Genomic DNA, 21,239 nt, shown 5'->3' with positions numbered 1-21,239 from the left:
CATGGCCATTCTCCCAACCAAGAATCCCATTCTTTCCGCGCAGAACCTCTGCGTCGAATCGGTAGGAGCCAAGGAAAGCTTTCCGGTGCTTACCGACCTCAACTTCTCGCTGGAACCCGGCAAGATCCTGGGCCTGGTCGGCGAATCCGGCGCCGGCAAGTCGATGATCGGCCGCACCATCTCGCAATATCTGCCGAAGGGGTTTGCGGTCACCAAGGGCACGCTCGCCTTCGATGGCGAGGACCTGGTGAGCATGCTGCCGGAACGCCGCCGCAACCTGCTCGGCCGCGATATCGCCTTCATCCCGCAGGAGCCGCTTTCCGGTCTAAACCCGGTCTTGACGGTCGGCCAGCAGATCAAGGAACACCTTCTGCGGATCGGCCTTGCCTCGGGTGAAAACTGGCGGGAGCGGGCGCTGAAGGAGTTCGAATCCGTACACCTGCCGCATGGCGCGGCGCTGCTCGAAAAATATCCGCACCAGCTTTCCGGCGGCATGTGCCAGCGCATCCTGATCGCCATGGCCTTTGCCAGCCGCCCGCGCCTCTTGATCGCCGATGAACCGACCACCGCGCTCGACGTGACGATCCAGGCCCGCATCGTCAAGCTGATCGCCGAAATGCAGAAGCGCGACGGCACGGCGGTGATCTTCATCACCCACGACCTGCGCCTCGCTTCGCAGATCAGCGACGAGATCATGGTGCTTTATGCCGGCCGGCCGGCCGAGCGCGGCCCGGCAAAGCAGCTTTTTTCGTCCCCGGCGCACCCCTATACGCGTTGCCTGCAGCTCGCCAATCCGACCATCACCGGCCCGCGCCGCGGCCTCTTCATCCTGCCCGAGCGCATGCCGGGCCTGCGGGTGCTAAAGGAGTTGAAGGGCTGCCGTTTCGCCTCGCGCTGTCCGAACGCGATCGAGGCCTGCACCCGGGCCGAACCGCCTCTGGCCGATATCGGCCCGAACCATATCGCCGCCTGCATCCGCACCGAAAAGACGCCGGACATCGTGCCGCCGCCGTTGGCTCCCGGCCGCGAGATCGCATCGGCCAGAATCCATCTCAACGGCGAGAAGCTCACGAAGGCCTATACCACCGCCTGGAGCCCGTTCGCCAAGCGCAGCAGCTTCAAGGCCGTCAACAGCGTCGATTTTTCGCTCGGCGAAGGTGAGTTCGTCGGCATCGTCGGCGAAAGCGGCAGCGGCAAGAGCTCGCTCGCCCGCCTCGTTGTCGGCCTTGATACGCCGACCGATGGCAGGATCACGCTGGCCGGCCGCGACATCACCGCCAACGGCAATGCCGACAGGGCCTATCGCCGCGAATACATCCAGATGGTCTTCCAGGATCCGCAATCGGCGCTCAACCCGCGGCGGCGGATCGGCAGCATCGTCACCCAGGCAAACGAGGCAAGCGGGCTGCACAACAGCACCCGCGAACGCATGGACCGCGCCGCTGAACTCTTGAAGGAAATCGGCCTGCCGCCGGATGCGGCGATGCGCTTTCCCTCGCAGCTTTCGGGCGGCCAGAAGCAGCGCGTCAACATCGCCCGCGCGCTCTGCACCCTACCCCGCATCCTCGTCGCCGACGAGATCGTCTCCGGCCTCGACGTCTCGGTTCAGGCGCAGCTTCTGGACCTTCTGCTGAAGCTTCGCGACGAGCACGGCTTCTCGATGCTGTTCATCAGCCACGACCTTTCCGTCGTCCGTTATCTCTGCGACCGGGTAATGGTCATGTATCGCGGCGAGGTGGTGGAAAGCGGCAGGACCGAAACCGTGTTTGCCGACCCGAAGCACGCCTATACCCGCAGCCTGCTCGCCGCCGTGCCGCCGGATGACGTCAATGCGGAATGGTCGCCGGTATTGGCGGAAGCCGGCTATCAGGTCGAATGATGGCGATCGCCGGACGGAGATACTATAGCGGCAGGGATGTCGGCCGCGCCGTCACGATCGCCGACCTCCAGGCCATGGCACGCAGCCGCCTCCCCGCCTTCGTACTGGAATATCTCGAAGGCGGTGCAGAAGACGAATGGACGCTCCACCGCAACCGCGAAGTCTTTTCGGAAATCGAGTTCCGTCCCTCGACGCTGACCGGCGTCGGCGTACCCGATCTCTCGACGACGATCTTCGGCCGGAAGATGCGGCTGCCCCTCATCATCGCACCGACAGGTTTCAACGGACTCTTCCAGTATCAGGGAGATCGGCTGCTGGCTGAAGCCGCCGCCAAGGCGGGCGTCACCTTCACCCAGAGCACCGTCTCCAACATGCGGATCGAGGAGCTTTCCGGCATCCCGAACCTCTCCCACTGGATGCAGCTCTACGTCTTTCGCTCCCAAACCTTCATGGACGAACTGGTCGGCCGCGCCGAGAGAGCGGGCTGCCGGGCGCTGATGGTGACCACCGACGCGGCGACATTCGGCAACCGCGAATGGGATCGCCGCAACTACCGCTCCGGCATGGACCCGACCTTCCGCCACAAGCTTGATATTCTCTGCCATCCGCGCTGGGCGCTATCGGTCATGGCCCGCGGCATCCCGCCCTTCGGCAACCTGCTCGATTTCCTGCCCGCAGATCAGCAGACTTTCGCCCGCACGGCCATCTGGTCGCGCGAGCAGGTGGAGCCGGACCTTCACTGGAGCCACATCCGCCACCTGCGGAAAATCTGGAAGCGTCCGCTGATCGTCAAGGGCGTCATGACATTGCGCGATGCGGAACTGGCCGTCGATGCGGGAGCTGACGGCATCGTCATCAGCAATCACGGCGGACGCCAGCTCGACGGCGCACCGTCGCCGATTACCATCCTGCCGAAGATCGCCGGCAAGCTGAAGGGCAGGATCACCATTCTCGCCGACAGCGGCTTCCGCCGCGGCACGGATATCGTCAAGGCCCTGGCGCTCGGCGCCGATGCAGTCATGACCGGCCGCGCCACGCTCTATGGACTTGCGGCCGGCGGCGAGGCGGGTGCGGCCCGCGCCATCACCATTCTCGAAGAAGAAATCCGCCGCACGATGGCGCTTCTCGGCTCCCGCTCGGTCGCGGATCTCGACCGCGACCATATCAAGCTCTGAACGGCCTCATCGTCCATCAGGGGACGATGATCCGCGTTTCCATCGGGAAGTGGGAATTACCGCCTTCGAAGGGCGGGAATGTCTTGAAGTCCTCGCGCATCGCGATGCGCGCCGGCGATTGCAGCGCTGCCTGCAGTGCCGCCGGGCTGTCGAACATCACGCGGTTGCGCTGCATGTGGTTGACCCGCTCCCAGGGAAGAAAACCGCACCAGTCGATCCGCGACAGGACCTCGATCTTGCGGATGCCGGGGAAGGTACGCATCACCGGCGGATGATGGCGGACATAATGGTGCATCCAGACGTTCAGGTCTTCGGCCGGGCCGGTATAGTGCACCACGTAGGAGCAGGGATTGCCGTTCTTAGCGATATCGAGCTTGGCGTCCGCCACCGGGAAATGCCGCGCATACATGGCCTGCTGCGTGCCCTTCGCACCGCGGATGCTGGACAGCACGCCTGAGGCCGCAAGCTGGTGCAGGTGGCCGGCCGGCGCCATCGCGTCTTCCAGGTCGGTCAGGTCGTTGAAATAGAGCTGCATGCCGAAGATCGGCGACTGCTCATCCTTGTTATACATGTCCTTGGTGACTTCGGGCGTATAGAGATTGGCGGTGGTCAGCCCCGGCGTCAGCTTGATGATTTCAGCGACCGTCTCGACGTCCGCCTTGCTCACGGCGAGCTGGCTTCCATCGACATTCTCGAAAAAGGCGAAATAGGCAAAACGCATGGCTCGGCTTCCTGCTTCTATGGGACCGCAACGATTGCGGGCGGCCTCTGTTCCCCGGCGGGAGCCCACTATCGAACCGCCGGCGGCGAAAAACAAGTTTAGACTTAAACTATTTTCAAGCCTGTTTGCCTGTCCAGAAAGAACCGCCCGGACATGATTTAAGCTTCAATCTTTCCGCTTGAATCTTGCTGGATTTTCGATCACGATCCGCTCCCACGCGCGTTGAAGAGGATAGGGACGCCGCCGGATAGCTCTTGGGAGGGGGCTTGCGTCACGTCATTCCACCTGCCGGCCATCAACAACAATTTCGCATCCGATCCGGCAGGAAAGAAGCCCGCCGGTCACCGAAACAGAGGGAACGCAATCATGACCTTGAGCCTTTTCCGCCGCGCCTTTTTCGGCCTTGCGGGCGCTGCTGCCTTGTCCGTCGCGGGCGCCGGCTTTGCCTCCGCCGCAGCACTTTCCGTCGGTTCCTATCCGAGCAACCCGCCTTTCGAATACAAGACGGCAACGGGCACATTCGAAGGTTTCGAGGTCGATATCGTCAATGAAGTGGCCAAACGCCTCGGCATGACGGTTGAGATTTCCGACCTCGGTTTCCAGGCGCTTTTTGCCGCCACCGCGTCGAAGCGCATCGATGTGGCAATCTCCTCGATCACTATCACCAAGGAGCGCCTCGGCAGCCAGTCCTTCACGCAGCCCTATTATGACGCCGACATGGGCATTGCCACCCGCAAGGAAGCGGCCGTGTCCAAGGTTGAGGACCTGAAGGGCAAGATCGTCGGCGTGCTGGCCGGTTCCACCGGCGACAAGTGGGCCAAGGACAACAAGGAGAAATACGGCATCACGGACATCAAGAGCTACAATGCCCAGCAGGACCTGCTGATGGATCTCTCCGCCGGCCGTGCCGATGTGGCCGTCAGCGACGTTCCGGGGATGGAATACGCCTTCCTCAAGATGAAGGATCTCGCCGTCAAAGTGCGCATCAAGACCGGCGAACAGTACGGCCTGATGATGACCAAGGACCATCCGCTGCTCGCCAAGGCGAACGACGCGATCACCGCCATGAAGAAGGACGGCACGCTGGCCGCGATCCACAAGAAGTGGTTCGGTTCGGATCCGGCCGCCGGTTCGGCCTCAGCCGTCGAACAGCCTCTGCCGAAGCCCTGAGCCGGCTACCGATAACACACCTAATCATGCCGGCCGGCAACGGCCGGCTTTTTCGTGAGCTTAGAGGCACCAGGAAATGACCCTCCTCGATACATTCTTCAACCTCGGGGTTCTCGGCGACGCGTTTCCGGCGCTGCTGCGCGGACTGATCAACACCTTCCTGCTCGGCGTGGCGGGCATCGGCATCGGCATTCCGATCGGCCTGGCGATAGCGCTCCTGCGCCTCTACGGACCGAAGCCGGTTCGTTATCTGACGGTTTTCTACATTGACATCTTTCGCGCGGCGCCGATGCTGGTGGTGCTGATCCTCATCTACTACGCGCTGCCGTTCGTCGGCATCCGCCTGTCCTCCTGGACGTCCGCGGGCCTTGCCTTCTCGATCGTCATGGCCGCCTATTCGGCTGAAATCTTCCGTTCCGGCATCGAGGGCATTCCGCGCGGCCAGTTCGAGGCGGCGGCGGCCCTTGGCCTGCCTTTTTTCGTCACCCTGCGCAAGGTCGTGCTGCCGCAGGCGATCCGCATCGTCATTCCGCCGATGACCAACAACTGCGTTTCGATGTTCAAGGATACGTCGCTCGCCTCCACGGTCGCGCTGCCGGAACTTCTCAAGGAGGCGACGGATGCGCAGGCGCTCTATGCCAATCCGACACCGCTGATCGGGGCTGCGCTGATCTACATCGCTTTCCTTTGGCCGATGGTGCGGCTAGTCAATCTGCTCGAACAGAGGTTCAACAAGGAAAAGAAGCGCTGACGCTGGCAGGGCTTTTTCGAAGGCGGCCCCGGAGAGGTGGTTGCAGGCGGAGGTCTTGATCGTGCCGATCACCGACCGGAGCGCAGCAGCAGGCTGGATCGCCCGCCGACGGATGCTGCTTGCAAGCCTCTGTCAACGCCGCGTCAGAAGGCACCCTCACGCCGTCCCACTATTCATCCATATGCATATATTTTCTGAAAGGAGCCGCTAGGACAGGCAACTTGCCGGCACGCGAACTGCCATTCGCACGTGCCCTCAATCGAGTCTGAAACAGGCTGCTTCAGATGGAAATTCGCAGGTTTTTGACGGCGATGCGCCACGAAAATTTGCTCGGCACCGCCTCTCCCAATTGCTTGCATCCTCATATTTTCTGCAATAGGCTCCCTTATCGTTCAGCGGCATCCGGAGAGGAAAACCGGCTGCTGCACGGCTTAACGAAACCGGCCATTCAAGGGGAACCCGGCACCATGTCTTCCACAACGCTCACCAGTCTCGCTTCCGCCCTTCTCTCCGGCTCGGTCAAGGTCGTCGACCTGACGGCGCCGCTCGGGCCGGATACCCCCGTTCTTTACCTGCCGCCGCAGTTCGGCAAGAACACGCCGAAAGTCGCCGTCCACACGATCTCCGAATATAACGAGGACGGTCCGTTCTGGGCCTGGAACTGGCTGGAGCTCGGCGAACACACCGGCACCCATTTCGACGCGCCCTGTCATTGGATCACCGGCAAGGACAAGCCGAACAACACGACCGACACCATCCCGCCGCAGAATTTCGTGGCGCCGGTCAACGTTATCGACCGCTCCAAGGAAGCCGCAGAAAACCCGGACTACCTGTTGACCGTCGACAGCATCAAGGAATGGGAAGCCGAGCATGGCGCGATCGAGGCCGGCAGCTGGGTGCTGATGCGCTCCGACTGGTACAAGCGCAACGGCTCGACCGAAACCTTCCTGAACGCAGACGAGAACGGCCCGCATTCTCCCGGCCCGACCGCCGAAGCGATCCAATACCTGATTTCGAAAGGCATTATCGGCTGGGGCCAGGAAACCATCGGCACCGATGCCGGCTCGGCCGGCGGCATGAACCCGCCCTTCCCTGCCCATAACCTCATGCACGGCGCCGGCAAATACGGCCTTGCATCGCTGTCGAACCTCGACCAGCTGCCGCCGAAGGGCGCAGTACTGATCGCCGCACCGCTGAAGCTCGTCAAGGGCACCGGCTCGCCGGTCCGTGCGCTGGCTCTGATCGCCTGATCCGATCCAAGGGCCGGACCCGGAAGGTTCCGGCCCTTTCCGTATCCAGCAGGAAGACGGGCGGCATGGCGGATTTCGACTTCATCATCGTCGGCAGCGGCATCAACGCGCTTGTCGCCGCCGCCATGCTCGGCAAGAAGGGCAGGAAGGTCCTCATCCTGGAGCGCAGCGACCGCATCGGCGGCTGCCTGCGCACGGAAGAGATCACCGAGCCGGGCTTTCTCCATGACGTGATGGCCACCACCATGGTGCTGTTCCTCACTTCGCCTGCCTACGGTGCGCTCGGCAAGGATCTCGAAGCCCGAGGCCTGGAATTCGCCCATACGGACCTGCCGACCGGGGTGGTGCGGCCGGACGGTTCTTCCGTCGTATTCTCCAAGGATCGCCAGCGAAATATCGCAACTTTCGAGGCGCTCGCGGCCGGCGACGGCAAGACTTTCGACAAGGAAATGAATGCGCTCGGCGCCGATGCCGCCTTCCTGTTTTCTCTGCTGGGCGGCGCGCTCTGGTCCGGCACCACATTGAAGACGGTTGCCAGACAGGGATGGGGCAAGGGCCTGCGCCAGCTTGCCGCCTGGTTCGGCGACGCGCTGACGCCGGCGCGCGGTTATCTCGAAACCACCTACAAGTCGGAGGCCACTCACGCCCTATGGACGCCCTGGGTCCTGCATTGCGGCCTGGCGCCGGAAAGCGCCTATTCGGCCGAAATGCTGAAGGTCATCGGTTTTGCGATCGAACTCGCCGGTTGCCCGATCGTCAAGGGTGGCGCAGCCAACCTCGTCGCTGCTTTCGAACGGCTGATCACGGATCAGGGCGGTGCGATCCGTACCGGGGCGGATGTCGAACGTATCCTTCCCGGCCCGGATAACAAGGCCGCCGGCGTGCAGCTTGCAAACGGCGAGACGATCAACGCTACAGCCGGCGTCGCCTGCTCCACGACGCCGAACCAGATCTATGACCGGCTGCTGAAGGACTGGCCGCAGCCGGCACCGGCTGAAATCCGGGAAAGCGTCGCCCGCTATCGCTACGGCAAGGGCAATATGCAGATCCACTACGCCCTCTCCGCACCGCCGCGCTGGAAAGGCGATCCGGATCTCGCCAAGGTGGCGCTCCTGCACCTGACGCCCGGCCTGGACGGCGTATCGCGCGCCACCAACGAATGCGAACGCGGCCTGCTGCCCGCAGAGCCGACCGTCTGCGTCGGCCAGCCGGCCAGCTTCGATCCTTCGCGCGCGCCGGACGGCAAGTCGATACTCTGGCTGCAGCTTCCCGAAGCGCCGCGTTTCATCAAGGGCGATGCGGCGGGTGAGATCGCCACACCTGCCGACGGCCGCTGGACCGACGAACTGCGCGAGCTTTATGCCGACCGCGTCGAGGCTCTGCTTTCCCGCCACATCGAAAACCTCGCCGAAATCAAGCTCGCCCGCCGGGCCTATTCGCCGGCCGATCTGGAGGCGATGAACATGAACCTCGTCGGCGGCGATCCCTATGGCGGCTTCTGCGGGCTCGACCAGTTTTTCCTCTGGCGGCCCTTCAAGTCGTCTGTTAACCACCGCACCCACGTGCCGGGCCTTTATCATATCGGCGCCTCGACCCATCCAGGACCGGGGCTTGCCGGCGGCTCGGGCTTTCTGCTCGCATCGTCGCTGCGTTGAAGCGAGGCGGCTTAGGAGACATGGATTTCATGGCAGAACGGTTTTCAGGCGTGGTGCTGCGCTGGCATCAGGGGGGTGATCAGGAAAATCGCCCGACCATGGGCGAGATCGGCCTCAATCACTTCGCACCCTACCTGATGAACCGCATCATCTCGCGCTGGAACTCCAACATGGCGGAGGAGCTGCGCGAATACGACCTGTCGACCGCCAAGATGCGCACACTCGCGGTCCTTAGCGTCTCTGCTTCGCTCACCATCAACGAGCTTTCCGTGTTCGCGGTCATCGAACAGTCGACCATGAGCCGCACCCTCGATTCCCTCGAGGACCAGGGTTACATCCGCCGCACGCCGCGCGCCGAGGACATGCGCATTCGCGATGTGACGATCACAGAGGAAGGCCGCGCCGCCTTTGGGCGCTTCTGGCCGACCATGTACGATTCACTGCTGCAGATGTTCGACGGCATCGACGAGGAGGAATACCGCGCCTTCACGGGCACGCTACACAAGATCCTCCTCAACATCCGCAAGCACGAGATCTGATCGGTCTATTTCGTCAGCCGTGTCTGAAGGCTGTCGCGGATGCGCTTGCCCAGCGCCTGGTAGTTCTCGTCGAAATGATGCCCACCCTCGATCGGCACGACTTCGACACCCTTGTCCTTCAGGGTCGGGCAGGGGTCGTCGTCCTCATCGGTGCCGTAGACGCATTGAATGAGCTTCGGATCGATCTTGACTATATCGGTCATCGGATCGCCGCCCTTGCCGTCGCCTGCGACGCCAAGCCAGCCGGTCACGGAAATCTCGTAGTCCACTTCATGGGACAGGCCGAGCAGCGTGATCTGCTTGACGCGAGCCCGGTCCTCGACCGGCAGGAGGTTGTAGGTGGCCGGCAGCACATCGGCGCCGAACGAATAACCGACCAGCAGCACGTTCTGGACGCCCCATTGCCGGCGATAATATTCGATGATCTTCGCCAGGTCGTCCGCCGTCGCTTGGGGGCTGCGTTCGGACCAGAAATACCGCAGCGAATCCAGTCCTATCGTCGGGATGCCCTGGGATTGCAGATAACCTCCCACTTCGCTGTCGAGGTCGCGCCACCCGCCATCGCCGGAGAAGATCACCGCCATCGTGTTCATCGCCGGCTTGGCTTGGAGCACGTTGAGCGGCAGGTCGAGCGGCTGGTTGGTCCGGCCGGCAGCCGCGATACGGGTTGCAAGCACTTGTGACAGCGCCACATCCGGCGCCTCACCGGAATTGATCAGCTCGACCTCCGGATGATCCTGTTTCAGGCGCTGTCCATGGGCCTTGCCGGCCGCATCGGCCGAAGGCGTGGAAACGATCGTCACCGCCGCCGGTACCGCGCCGTCGTCAAAGCCATAGACCGTGCGATCGCCGACCTTCTGCTTGGATGCCGGCGTGCAGAGCTCCTTGGCGAGCGGGATGCCGGCCAGCGGATCGACGGCAATCGCCTCCTCGATCGTCGCGTTCGGGCTCTGGGAGATCATAGCCAGCGCCAACGCGCCGCCTTCCCCGATGCCGGCGACGATCGGGTGGCGGTATTGCGGATTGCCGATCCGTCGCTGCACCTGCTGGGAGACGTCCTCGATATCGGAAACCATATAGATGCATTCGCCGTCATCGGCGCCGAGCGACTTGATATAGGAGGGGAAATCGATGCCGACCACGGCTGAACCGGCAGCGAGCAGCTTCTGCGCCTCCGTGTCCTCCCGAGCCCCCCAGCCCTGCCCGCCTGAAATCAGGAAGACGATGCCTTCGAGTTCGCCGCCATTGTTCGGCACGAGGATTCGCGGCTGCGGGATAAGGCCCGTATGATAATCCTGCTGATCCTGGGCAGCCGCCATCGGGACACCGGACAGCAGCGCCGCACACACGATAACAAGAAAACGCAGATACATCATTTACCAACCACTCCCCTCAAGCCGCCGCCGATCAGGAGCGTTGCGTCCATCATCACGATGGCGGGGCTGACGCCCCCTGCCACAGCCAGATAACGGGGCTCCCAGGCGGGATGAAACTTCGACTTGAAAGCCTTCAACCCTTTGAAATTGTAGAACCGTTCACCGTGCTCGAACACAACGCTGCCGATCCTGTCCCAGGCGAGTGCCGCCTCGCGTGTGGACATGCCGGAGAGCGGCGCCATGCCGAGATTGAAATGTCCATAACCGGCATCGCGGAGATATTCCATAATCTTCACGAACAGGAAATCCATGGACCCTTTCGGCGCATCCGGCACGAAGCGCATCAGATCGACGGTGCCTTCGTGTTTCGTGTCGGTAAGCGACAGCGTCGCGAAGGCGACGATGCGGCCCTCTTTCTTGAGGACCGCGACCGGCTGGGCACTGACATAGTCATCCCGGAAGGCGCCGAGCGAAAAGGTTTTCTCGCGCGTGTTGTGATCTTCGAGCCAGGCATCCGAAACGCGCCGGAGTTCTTCGATATGTGTCATCACATCCGGCTGCGCGATGACCGAAAACTCCAGCCCCTCGCGCGCACCTTTGTTGACGGCCTGGCGAAGCCCGGCCAGCCGGCCGCCCTTGAGGTCGAAGCTGGACAGGTCGACGATCGCCAGTTCGCCAAGCTTGAAGGCCCGAAGCCCTGCATCGGCGCAATGCGAAAGGAGGCTGGGCGAAATCTGATAGAGCACGGCGCGGCCGCCTCGAGCACGGGCTTCCTCGACGAAACGCCAGACGAGATCCGCTGTCTCCTCCTGCGGCCCGACCGGATCGAAAAGCGCGATCCAGGAGCGGCCCTGGATGCCGTACATGATGAAGGCATTGCCGCTCTCGGAGAACATCAGCCGCTTGTCGCCCATCCGGACGAGGTTGGCGTCGGCATTGTCCTGGGCCATGACGAGCTGGATCGCCCGCTCGAGATCGTCCGCCGTGGATAGTGCCGAACGTCGGGCCGCCGGCCGCAACAGGCTGAACACCGAGATCGTCGCCGCAAAAATCGCAAGGCCAAGGACCGCGCGCAGTCCGCGCGGCGCTTCCTCGGAAAACTCGAACTGCCACCAGAGTTCGCGGCTGTAGTCCACTTCGCGATAGACGAAGAGCAGCACCGTGATCGCCGCGGCCACGACGATGAACATGGCGGCGATCCAGCTCGGCGTCAGCACCTGACCGAACAGCGACGCCCGGCGCTTGAACTGCTTGGCGCTGAGGAACAGGCTGACCAGCAGGATGATCAGGAACGTCGCCTCGAAAAGCGCGAGCGCGCGCATGAAGGCCAAAACCAGCGCCAAAGAGGTGCAGACCATGGCGGTCCACCACGCCCCGTCCAGCCGTTGGCCGATGCCGCGCGCCGCGACGAAGAGCAGGAGGCCGAGGATGCTGGAAAGGAAATGCGCGCCCTCGAACACCGGCAGCGGCAGGTAGTTGCCAAGAAAATTGATGTCGGAATCCGGCGTCGGCGTCACGCTCGAGAAGATCAGCATTGCGCCGGCGATCATGGAAAAGGTGGCCAGGAGCGGCGGCGCCAGTCGGAACTCAAGCTTCCGAAGCGTCGATGCGATTGGGTGATGGGCAAGTTGGCGAATTTCGACGCCGATCACCACCAGTGTCGCGATGAGCAGCGGCAGGACATGATAGATGACGCGGTACAGGACGAGGCTGCCGAGCACTTCATCGAGGCTGACCGTATTGCCGAGCGCCGCGACGATCACCGTCTCGAAGACGCCGAGACCGGCCGGCACATGGCTAAGGACACCCAGGCCGACGGCGGTCGCATAGATCGCCAGGAAGGACGGCCAGCCGATTTCCGTCTGCGGCAGAAGCACGTAGAGGACCGAGGCGGAGGCGGCGACATCAAGCGCCGTGATAAGGAATTGCTGCGAGGACGTACGGCTATCCGGCAGGCGGATGCTCAATCGTCCGACGGATACCGTCCGTCCGTCTCGCCCGAGGACCAGAAGAGCGATGAGCACGAGGATGATCGCGATTGCGCCGGCGCGAACCCAGGCGCCGTCGATGTCGAGGATTGCTCCTATCCTCGGTGCCGTGACCAGCGATGCGAGCGCCGTGACCGCCAGAAGCCCGATCCCGAAGGCGAGGGTTACAAATGCGATGACGCGGCCGATGTCGTCGGGCGAAAGCCCCAGGCGCGAATAAGCACGGAACCGGATCGCCCCGCCGCTGAGGGCTCCGAAACCGGCCGTGTTGCCGACCGCATAGGCGCTGAAGGCTGTTATCGCGACAGGCACGAAAGGCAGCGTCCTGCCGATATAGGTGATCGCGTTGATGTCGTATCCGACCAGTGCCGCGAAACTCAGTGCCGTGAAGAAAACCGCAAGCCCGATCGAAGACCAACGCGTATTGCCGAGCGCCTCGATGACGTCGTCGTAGCTGACCTCGTTGGTGAGGTTGTAGATGGCAAATGTGGTGAAGGCGAAAACCGCCAGCGCCGCCAAGGCGATGAGGTAGGGACGGTACGTCTCAAGGATGTCTCGAAAGCGACTTGGCTGACGAACCGTGGATTCCATGTGGGCTGCCGGTGCTGGAAAAATTACGCATCTAGAGTTTGGTCAGATACGCAGCAAAAGCAACGGGATCGCGGCTATAATGTGTCTGTATGCTTAAAACCCACAGCCGCCTCGAGCGCACTCGTGCGCCCAAGGGATCCCGACAAACGGGACAGATCCAGAGCAATGCACCCGGTGGGTGCATTTTGAAAGCAAATATATAACTTTCGATTGAAAAACGAGAGTTCTTAACGCAGATTAAGGATCCAAGGCATCCAGGGGTCATCCGGCAGGGGTGGGGATGTCGACGCTGGCGGCGATGTTGCTGCGTGGGGATCGGGGACATGTTTGACAAGATTTGCGCTGCCGCACTCCTCAATACGGCGCTTGCGTCCGCAAGCAGAGGGTAGACACAGGCGCAGACGACCGCTGTCCGGAGCCAGATGACGCGCCGCCGCGAGACCGCGCTCGGCCGATGTCCATTCCAAGCCTGTTCAAAGCGTGGACACGGTCTTCAGCGCCCCGTCCAGCGCAATTCCGTTTTCGTCCAGGAGTGCCGCCTGACGCAGGCGTTTCATCCAGGCCGCGCCGTCTTCCCGATCTGTGAGGCTCGTCAGCGCCGACATCACCCGGTCGAACTTCGAGAGCCCGCGTGCATGGGTATCGGAATAACCCTTCACCAGCCGGCGATTGTTGATCACTTCCACTGCGAGATCATAATTCCGCGGGAGCAGCGAGGTCGCCACGCCGAGCCAGGCTTCGCGATGCTCGGTTTCGCGTGCGTGACGCAGCGTGCCGCGGCGGATGCGGCGCAAGGCGGCCAGTGTGTAGAGCGTCAGGAACCAGAACAGCGTGCCGGTCTGCACCCGGCGGCCCTTGTTGATGCGGCGGTCGAGCCAGGCGAAAACCTTCGGTCGGTTTTCGACCCAGAGACCGAGCCGCTTAGGCATGGTCCCAACCACCTCTTCCATGCGCGGATGCATGTATTCGGTCATGTAGAGGATCTGATCGTGCTTCACGCCGACTTCCTTGGCGACGCGGTCGAACCGGGTGCCGCGAGTCTTGAGATCCGCGACGCGGATCACGTCGTCGTAAGCCATGGCGATGGCGACGTATTTCGCGGACTGGACGGTGAAGGCATAGTCGCGATCCTCGCCCCCATTGGCGCGGTCGAGCACATGAAGTTTGCCGACCCGATCGAGATATTCGCCGGCATAGGCCGGATCCTGGAAGTCCGTGAGTTTCTTAACGCCAGCAAACAGCAGCGGCCAGGCGACCTCGGGGAATTCGGCGCGCATACGATGCACCAGCCGATCGAGGTCGGGATGGCCGGCGGTTTCCGGCATGACGTCGAAACGCTTCGGCGCCGAGGCGGTGACTTCGTCCCGCGGCTTAGCCTTGGTACGCTCATAGGCGGCATTGAAGGCACGCAGGCTCGGCTCGACACCCTTGCCGCCGCCGCGAATGGTCGCCTCGAAAGCTTCCTTCGGGAAAGGCAGCACATCGGCCGCCGCAAGAGCGCCGAACATCGAGGCGGAAATCACGCTGCCGTTTTTGGTCGCCAGCGTATCCATGTCGAAGGCGATGATGCGCCTGGCGGCGAAATCGGTTGCGCCGATCACCACGGTCGGATCGCCGATACCGTCGCCCGGCTTTTCCTTTTCGCCGACCGCGAAGGAACGGTGCGTCGAGGCGATCAGCGTGGTCTTGTCCGGCGTCACCAGGCCGCGCAGCACGGAGCGGCCTGCTTCCATCAACTCGGCGGCAAGCACGACATCCACATCGCCCGGCGTCGGCATCAGCGAGAAGATCGGCGACACGCCGTCGCGGGCCGGCAGCATCTCGATATAATAGATCGTAGCCCCGGTGCGCTGGGCAACGCCCGGCACCGAGGTTGACTGCGCCATCCAGCCCTGCTCTTCGGCAAGGCCGACGATCCAGTCGGCCAGAACGCCGCCTCCCTGGCCGCCCATGGCCATGATCGCCAGCGTCAGCGGCTTGTCGGAAGCATAGAGCGTCTTGAGGTTCACGGTCTCGTTCATCGATCAAGCCTCCGCGAAAACGACGCGGCCGGCGGCACGGCGGGCCTGCAGCCAGCCGATCACCGAAGCGCGGAATTTCGAGAGGAACTTGTCCCAGCTGGTCGGATTCATGATCACATCGGCGCGATAGAACGAAGGACATAGAACGGCGGCTTCCGAGACCTCGCCGCAATTGCCGCAGCCGACGCAGCTATTGTCGATCGCCGCAACCGGATCGTCCTTCAAGGGATCGTCCGTGTGCTTGACCGACAGCGACGGGCAACCGGAAAGCCGGATGCAGGCGTGATCGCCGGTGCAGACGTCCTCGTCCACCCCGAAACGCTCCTTCACCATGCGCTTGCCGTCCTTGACCGCCTGGTTGAACTGCGGCTTCACGCGGCGCTGCTTGTTCAGCATGCATTCTGAAGAGGCGACGATGATCTTCGGGCCTTTTTCCTTGCTCGTCAGCGCTTCCTTCAGCGTATCGCGCATCTTGGCGACGTCGTAGGTGCGGTCGATCTGGCGCACCCAGGTGGCGCCGATACCCTTCACCGCGTTGACGATCGAGTTGTTGGTCTTGCGGTTCGGGTTGATCGCCCGTGACGACAGGATGTCCTGCCCGCCGGTCGCCGCAGAATAGAAATTGTCGACGACGAGGATGACGCCGTCCTGCTTGTTGAACACCGCATTGCCGACCGAGGTCGCAAGGCCGTTGTGCCAGAAACCGCCGTCGCCCATGACGGCGATCGAGCGCTTGTCCGCCTCGACGTTGAAGGCGGAAGCAGAAGCGGGACCAAGACCGTAGCCCATCGTCGTGCCGCCGATGTTGAAGGGCGGCAGGATCGAGAACAGGTGGCAGCCGATATCGGCCGAGACATGGTGTTCGCCGAGTTCCTTTTCGACCAGTTTCATGGCCGCAAAGATCGGCCGCTCCGGACAGCCGGTACAGAAACCGGCCGGACGCGCCGGCACGACTTCGGCCAGAGCCTTCACTTTTGGATCGTTGAGCACATCGCTCGGATCCGGCACCGGCGGCTGGTTGCCCAGCAGCAGGCGGTCGTACATCTCGATGAAGGTCTTCAGCCCCTTCATCATCACGGGCGCGGTATATTCGCCGCCGAGCGGCAGGATGTCCTTGCCGTGCAGTCGCGTCTGGATATCGCGGCGACGCATCAGCGTATGGAGCGTCTGCTCGACATATTCCGGCGCGCCCTCTTCCACCATGATCACGGCTTTCTTGCCGAGACAGAAATCGACCACCTCGTCGTCGATCGTCGGATAGGCGACGTTCATCACGTAGATCGGCACCGACGAATTGCCGTAGACATCCGCCAGGCCGAGCTGCTGCAGGCCGCGCATGACGCCATTATAGAGACCGCCGAGCGTGATGATGCCGATCTCGCCTTCTTCGGGGCCGAAGAACTCGTTGAGCTTCTTCTCCTTGATGAAGTTGACGGCAGCCGGCCAGCGGCGCTCCAGCTTGTCCTTCTCCTGCCCGAAATTCGCCGGCGGCAGGACGATGCGGTTGACGTCACGGACCGGGTTTTCGAGCGCCTCGCGGAGCGTGAACTTTGGCCGCTGGTTATCCTTGGCGACGAACTGGCCGTGCACGTGACAGGCGCGGATGCGCACTTCCAGCATGACAGGGGTGTTGGAGGCTTCCGAAAGCTGGAAGCCATCCTCCACGGCCTGAACCATCGCCGACAGGTTGGGACGCGGGTCGAGAAGCCACATCTGCGACTTCATCGCGAACGCATGGCTGCGTTCCTGCATGATCGAAGAACCTTCGCCGAAATCCTCGCCGAGGATGATCAGCGCGCCGCCATTGACGCCGCCGGAGGACAGGTTGGAGAGCGCGTCCGACGCGACATTGGTGCCGGCCGTGGATTTCCATGTCACGGCACCGCGTACCGGATACATCACCGAGGCAGACAGCATCGCCGCCGCTGCCGCTTCGGAGGCCGAGGTCTCGAAATGAACCCCGAGATCCTCCATGATGTCCTTGGCATCGGCCAGTACGTCCATCAGATGCGAGATCGGTGAGCCCTGGTAACCGCCGACATAGGAAACGCCGGATTGCAGCAGCGCCTTGGTAATGGCGAGAATGCCTTCCCCACGAAAAATCTCGCCTTCTCCAAGCTTGAGATCCTCAACTTCGCGCGCAAAAGATCGCTCGGCCATGGCAGTTCCCCTTCGCCTTGTCGGCTTCAATCGGTAATCATTTGCAAAAGCATATTTTCGGTACCCGCCATTTGTCAATTCACAAATGCCGGCGGAACAGTAAGCGGCGCTTCAGCTGGACATCGAGCGGGACCGAGGAGCAAGCAACGTGCATCAATATATATGCTAATGCATATTATTTGGTCGATCCCGGATGAAAACTGCCGGCGTTGCCGCAAATCCGCTTGACGGGTCGATCAAACGCCATATAGTTTAAACTTAAAATAATGAGCGATTGAACGTTAGGAGGACTTGGATATGCGCATCGTCTGTATCGGTGGCGGCCCGGCCGGCCTCTATTTCGCGCTCCTGATGAAGAAGCTGCATCCCGAGCATTCCATTTCCGTCGTCGAACGCAACAAGCCTTACGACACGTTCGGCTGGGGCGTGGTCTTCTCCGATGCCACCATGGTGTCGATGAAGGCGTGGGACCCGGAAAGTGCGGCCGAAATCGAGGACGCCTTCAATCACTGGGACGACATCGAGCTGCTGTTCAAGGGCACGCGCCAGCGAACCTCCGGCCACGGCTTTGTCGGCATCGGCCGCAAGAAGCTCTTGAACATCCTGCAGCGCCGCTGCGAGGCGCTTGGCGTCGAGCTTGTTTTTGAAACCGATTCCAGTGGCGATATCGATTATCCGGACGCGGACCTGATCATTGCGTCGGACGGCTTCAACTCGAAGATCCGTAACCGTTATCCGGAGGTCTTCGAACCGGATCTCGTCGTGCGCCCGAACCGTTATATCTGGCTCGGCACCAATAAGCTGTTCGACGCCTTCACCTTCGACTTCCGCAAGACGGATCACGGCTGGTTCCAGGCGCATATCTACAAGTTCGACGACAAGACCTCGACCTTCATCGTCGAAACGACGGAAGAGGCTTACGAAAAGCACGGCCTTGGCCAGATGGACCAGCAGGGCTCGATCGATTTCTGCCAGAACCTGTTCTCGGAAGTCCTCGAGGGCTCGGAACTGATGACCAATGCCCGGCATCTGCGCGGCAGCGCCTGGCTCAACTTCAACCGCCTGATCTGCGGCAAGTGGAGCCATTTCAACGGCAACTCGCATGTCGTGCTGATGGGTGATGCCGCCCATACCGCCCATTTTGCGATCGGTTCCGGCACCAAGCTCGCCATCGATGACGCGATCGAGCTCAGCAACCAGTTCAACAAGCTCGGCCATTCCAAGGACAAGATCCCGGAAGTCCTCGAAACCTACGAGGAAATCCGCCGCGTCGACGTCGCCCGCATCCAGAATGCCGCCCGCAACGCCATGGAATGGTTCGAGGTGGTCGGCCAGCGTTATGCCGATACGCTTGAGCCGGAACAGTTCATGTATTCGATGCTGACCCGCTCGCAGCGCATCAGCCACGAAAACCTGCGGCTGCGGGATCCCAAGTGGCTGGAAGGTTATGAGCGCTGGTTCGCCAGGAAAAACGGCATCGAGGTGACCGGCAACAGCCGCACCCTGCCGCCGATGTTCACACCCTATTCGCTGCGCGAAACCCATCTGCCGAACCGTATCGTCATGTCGCCGATGGCCATGTACTCCGCCAAGGACGGGCTGCTGGACGATTTCCATCTGGTCCACCTCGGCTCTCGCGCGCTCGGAGGCGCCGGCCTCGTGTTCGCGGAAATGACCTGCGTCTCGCCCGACGCCCGCATCACTCCCGGCTGCCTCGGCCTCTGGAACGAGGAACAGGCGGCCGCCTGGAAACGCTTCGTCACCTTCGTACATGACAATTCAGGCGCCAAGGTCGGCATCCAGCTCGGCCATGCGGGCCGCAAGGGCTCGACCAAGGTCGCCTGGGAAGGCATCGACCAGCCGGTCGAAGAAGGCGGCTGGGATCTGATCTCGGCCTCTGCTCTGCCCTACCTCAAGACCAGCCAGGTTCCGAAGCCTATGGATCGCGCCGACATGGATCGTGTCATCGCCGACCATGTGCGCTCCGCAAAGTTCGCGGCCGAAGCCGGCGCCGATTGGTTGGAGCTGCATTGCGCCCACGGTTATCTTCTGTCGAGCTTCCTTTCGCCGCTCACCAATATCCGCACCGACGAATACGGCGGCAGCCACGAAAACCGCGCGCGTTACCCGCTGGAGGTCTTCAAGGCGGTCCGCGAGGTCTGGCCGCAAAACAAGCCGATCTCCGTGCGTCTCTCCTGCCATGACTGGTTCGAAGGCGGCAACACGCCGGAAGACGCGGCGATCTACGCGCGGATGTTCAAGGATGCCGGTGCCGACCTGATCGACTGCTCGTCCGGCCAGGTGTGGAAGGAAGAAAAGCCGGTCTATGGCCGCCTCTTCCAGACGCCCTTCTCCGACAAGATCCGCAACGAGATCGGCATTCCGACCATCGCCGTCGGCGCGATTTCGGAGGCCGATCATGCGAACTCGATCATCGCCGCCGGCCGCGCCGATCTCTGCGCCGTCGCCCGCCCGCATCTTGCCGATCCGGCCTGGGTTCTGCATGAGGCGGCAAAGATCGGCTTGACGAACATTCCCTGGCCAAAACAGTATTATTCCGGCAAGGCGCAGTACGAGACCAACCTCGCGCGGGCTGCGGCCGCCGCCCCTCCGGCTGTCGGCCCGGCAGCGAAATAAGGATCGCGTCATGACCGAAGCGCCCTCTGCCAATCTTGCCAGTGCCCGTCTTGCCAGCCGTCACGCCCTCGTCACCGGCGCGGGCTCAGGCATCGGCGCGGCGATCGCGACGGCACTGGTGGAAGCCGGCGCGCGGGTGACCCTGGCCGGCCGGCGGGCCGAGCCTCTGGAGGAGCTTGCCGCCGCGCTTGGCAGGGACAAGGTCTGCGTCGCGGCCGGTTTCGACGTCACCGACGAGATCGCCATCGGCGCCGGCCTGAAGGCGGCACGAGCCGTGTTCGGTCCTGTCGATATCCTCGTCAACAATGCCGGGGAAGGCCCGAGCGCCCCCTTCGAAAAGACCTCGCTGGAGATGTGGAACCGCGTGATGTCGGTCGATCTCACCGGCGTATTCCTCGTGACCCAGGCCCTGCTGCCGGACCTCAGGGCTTTTGGCGCAGGCGCCCGCATCATCAATATCGCCTCGACCGCGGGGCTCACCGGTTATGCCTACGTCTCTGCCTACGTGGCCGCCAAACATGGCGTCGTCGGCCTCACCCGTTCCCTGGCGCTGGAACTTGCCAGGACCGGCATCACCGTCAACGCCGTCTGCCCCGGCTTCACGGACACGCCGCTGATCGCCCGCTCCATCGAGACGATCGTCGCCAAGACGGGACGGACGGAAGAACAGGCGCGACAGGAATTTACCAGGAACAACCCCCAGGGGCGGCTGGTGAAGCCGGAGGAAGTCGCGAACACGGTTCTGTGGCTGGCATCGCCCGGTGCGGCGGCGATCAACGGACAGGCGATCGCGGTTGCCGGGGGAGAAGTCATGGCAGGCTAGTCGGCCTCGACATGAACCAGGGAACGAAACCGGGAGATCACGATGGAACTGGAAAAGGGCATAACCGAGAATGGTAGCGGATATAACGGCACCAGCTGGAATATCCTCGGCCAGGTCTATTTCCCAAAGGCGGTCTGCGACGACACCTTCGCCTTTGAAACCAACAGTCTGCCGGGTCAGTTCGTGCCCGTGCATGTCCACCCGACCCAGGACGAATTCATCCTCGTGCAGGAGGGTGAACTCGATCTGAAGCTCGACGGCCAATGGGTCAAGGCAAAGGCCGGAGATCTGGTGCGCATGCCGCGCGGCATTCCTCACGGATACTTCAACAAGTCTGAGAAGCCGTGCCGGGCACTCTTCTGGGTCTCGCCGGCCCGCAAGCTCCAGCAGCTTTTCGAAGAGCTGCACGAAATGACCGACGTGGAGGAGATCGTGAAGGTTTCCGCCGCGCACGAGGTGGATTTCCTGCCGCCCTCCGCCAACGACTGACCCGGGAGGGGTCA

The 21,239-nt window shown here is 62.5% G+C and carries 15 protein-coding genes; 10 read left to right on the top strand and 5 right to left on the bottom strand.

From position 1 onward, the window contains the following. Position 1: 1 nt before the first annotated feature. Complete coding sequence (locus GQ59_RS11375; protein WP_037081239.1) at positions 2-1,879, top strand: dipeptide ABC transporter ATP-binding protein; 1,878 nt, start codon at positions 2-4, stop codon at positions 1,877-1,879. Continuing rightward, positions 1,879-3,054 (top strand): alpha-hydroxy acid oxidase, encoded by a 1,176-nt coding sequence (locus GQ59_RS11370; protein WP_084683139.1) that lies wholly within the window; start codon positions 1,879-1,881, stop codon positions 3,052-3,054. Before GQ59_RS11375 ends, GQ59_RS11370 begins: the two co-directional genes overlap by 1 nt. Positions 3,055-3,070: 16 nt before the next feature. Here GQ59_RS11370 and GQ59_RS11365 read toward each other — a convergent pair whose 3' ends face one another. Further along, complete coding sequence (locus tag GQ59_RS11365) at positions 3,071-3,775, bottom strand: hypothetical protein (RefSeq protein ID WP_037081236.1); 705 nt, start codon at positions 3,773-3,775, stop codon at positions 3,071-3,073. A gap of 372 nt (positions 3,776-4,147) precedes the next feature. Here GQ59_RS11365 and GQ59_RS11360 point away from each other — a divergent pair, with 372 nt between their 5' ends. The 5 genes from GQ59_RS11360 to GQ59_RS11340 all read left to right on the top strand — a co-directional run bounded on the left by GQ59_RS11360 (position 4,148) and on the right by GQ59_RS11340 (position 9,140). After that, positions 4,148-4,945: an ABC transporter substrate-binding protein gene (locus GQ59_RS11360; protein ID WP_037081803.1), complete on the top strand. Its 798-nt coding sequence runs from the start codon at positions 4,148-4,150 to the stop codon at positions 4,943-4,945. Positions 4,946-5,021: 76 nt separating this feature from the next. Beyond that, a complete protein-coding gene (locus GQ59_RS11355; protein WP_037081235.1) occupies positions 5,022-5,696 on the top strand; it encodes an amino acid ABC transporter permease in 675 nt (224 codons plus the stop codon). A gap of 467 nt (positions 5,697-6,163) precedes the next feature. Beyond that, positions 6,164-6,946, top strand: a complete 783-nt coding sequence (locus GQ59_RS11350; protein WP_037081234.1) for a cyclase family protein — start codon at positions 6,164-6,166, stop codon at positions 6,944-6,946. Between the two features lie 65 nt (positions 6,947-7,011). Next, positions 7,012-8,601, top strand: a complete 1,590-nt coding sequence (locus tag GQ59_RS11345) for a phytoene desaturase family protein (RefSeq protein ID WP_037081232.1) — start codon at positions 7,012-7,014, stop codon at positions 8,599-8,601. Positions 8,602-8,630: 29 nt separating this feature from the next. Continuing rightward, entirely contained in the window at positions 8,631-9,140 is a 510-nt protein-coding gene (locus tag GQ59_RS11340; RefSeq protein ID WP_037081802.1) for a MarR family winged helix-turn-helix transcriptional regulator, read from the top strand. Between the two features lie 5 nt (positions 9,141-9,145). Here GQ59_RS11340 and GQ59_RS11335 read toward each other — a convergent pair whose 3' ends face one another. From GQ59_RS11335 to GQ59_RS11320, 4 genes are all read right to left on the bottom strand, one after another. Then, entirely contained in the window at positions 9,146-10,516 is a 1,371-nt protein-coding gene (locus tag GQ59_RS11335; protein WP_037081230.1) for a virulence factor family protein, read from the bottom strand. After that, the gene (gene mprF, locus GQ59_RS11330) at positions 10,513-13,095 is read right to left on the bottom strand and encodes a bifunctional lysylphosphatidylglycerol flippase/synthetase MprF (RefSeq protein ID WP_037081228.1); all 2,583 of its coding nucleotides are present in this window, start codon (positions 13,093-13,095) and stop codon (positions 10,513-10,515) included. The genes GQ59_RS11335 and mprF overlap by 4 nt, the downstream gene beginning before the upstream one ends. Positions 13,096-13,568: 473 nt before the next feature. Further along, positions 13,569-15,116 (bottom strand): indolepyruvate oxidoreductase subunit beta family protein, encoded by a 1,548-nt coding sequence (locus GQ59_RS11325; RefSeq protein WP_051903912.1) that lies wholly within the window; start codon positions 15,114-15,116, stop codon positions 13,569-13,571. Between the two features lie 3 nt (positions 15,117-15,119). Next, a complete protein-coding gene (locus tag GQ59_RS11320; protein WP_037081227.1) occupies positions 15,120-17,276 on the bottom strand; it encodes a ferredoxin family protein in 2,157 nt (718 codons plus the stop codon). A gap of 297 nt (positions 17,277-17,573) precedes the next feature. On the opposite strand from GQ59_RS11320, the gene GQ59_RS11315 reads away from it, so the two are divergent. The 3 genes from GQ59_RS11315 to GQ59_RS11305 are packed head-to-tail and all read left to right on the top strand — an operon-like array spanning position 17,574 to position 21,225. Then, positions 17,574-19,913, top strand: a complete 2,340-nt coding sequence (locus GQ59_RS11315) for a bifunctional salicylyl-CoA 5-hydroxylase/oxidoreductase (protein ID WP_037081225.1) — start codon at positions 17,574-17,576, stop codon at positions 19,911-19,913. Positions 19,914-19,923: 10 nt separating this feature from the next. Then, entirely contained in the window at positions 19,924-20,736 is an 813-nt protein-coding gene (locus GQ59_RS11310) for an SDR family NAD(P)-dependent oxidoreductase (RefSeq protein WP_037081223.1), read from the top strand. A gap of 42 nt (positions 20,737-20,778) precedes the next feature. After that, positions 20,779-21,225, top strand: coding sequence for a cupin domain-containing protein (locus GQ59_RS11305; protein ID WP_037081221.1), 447 nt, complete (start codon positions 20,779-20,781; stop codon positions 21,223-21,225). The last annotated feature ends 14 nt before the right edge of the window (positions 21,226-21,239 follow it).

It is taken from the genome of Neorhizobium vignae, assembly GCF_000732195.1.
Taxonomy (GTDB): Bacteria; Pseudomonadota; Alphaproteobacteria; order Rhizobiales; family Rhizobiaceae; genus Neorhizobium; species Neorhizobium vignae.
This window is presented reverse-complemented; position numbering and strand designations above follow the sequence as displayed.

Coding starts and splice junctions, on each gene's coding strand:
- GQ59_RS11375 (WP_037081239.1), top strand. CDS start 2: ATGGCCATTCTCCCAACCAAGAATCCCATTCTTTCCGCGCAGAACCTC.
- GQ59_RS11370 (WP_084683139.1), top strand. CDS start 1,879: ATGGCGATCGCCGGACGGAGATACTATAGCGGCAGGGATGTCGGCCGC.
- GQ59_RS11365 (WP_037081236.1), bottom strand. CDS start 3,775: ATGCGTTTTGCCTATTTCGCCTTTTTCGAGAATGTCGATGGAAGCCAG.
- GQ59_RS11355 (WP_037081235.1), top strand. CDS start 5,022: ATGACCCTCCTCGATACATTCTTCAACCTCGGGGTTCTCGGCGACGCG.
- GQ59_RS11350 (WP_037081234.1), top strand. CDS start 6,164: ATGTCTTCCACAACGCTCACCAGTCTCGCTTCCGCCCTTCTCTCCGGC.
- GQ59_RS11345 (WP_037081232.1), top strand. CDS start 7,012: ATGGCGGATTTCGACTTCATCATCGTCGGCAGCGGCATCAACGCGCTT.
- GQ59_RS11340 (WP_037081802.1), top strand. CDS start 8,631: ATGGCAGAACGGTTTTCAGGCGTGGTGCTGCGCTGGCATCAGGGGGGT.
- GQ59_RS11335 (WP_037081230.1), bottom strand. CDS start 10,516: ATGATGTATCTGCGTTTTCTTGTTATCGTGTGTGCGGCGCTGCTGTCC.
- mprF (WP_037081228.1), bottom strand. CDS start 13,095: ATGGAATCCACGGTTCGTCAGCCAAGTCGCTTTCGAGACATCCTTGAG.
- GQ59_RS11325 (WP_051903912.1), bottom strand. CDS start 15,116: ATGAACGAGACCGTGAACCTCAAGACGCTCTATGCTTCCGACAAGCCG.
- GQ59_RS11320 (WP_037081227.1), bottom strand. CDS start 17,276: ATGGCCGAGCGATCTTTTGCGCGCGAAGTTGAGGATCTCAAGCTTGGA.
- GQ59_RS11315 (WP_037081225.1), top strand. CDS start 17,574: ATGCGCATCGTCTGTATCGGTGGCGGCCCGGCCGGCCTCTATTTCGCG.
- GQ59_RS11310 (WP_037081223.1), top strand. CDS start 19,924: ATGACCGAAGCGCCCTCTGCCAATCTTGCCAGTGCCCGTCTTGCCAGC.
- GQ59_RS11305 (WP_037081221.1), top strand. CDS start 20,779: ATGGAACTGGAAAAGGGCATAACCGAGAATGGTAGCGGATATAACGGC.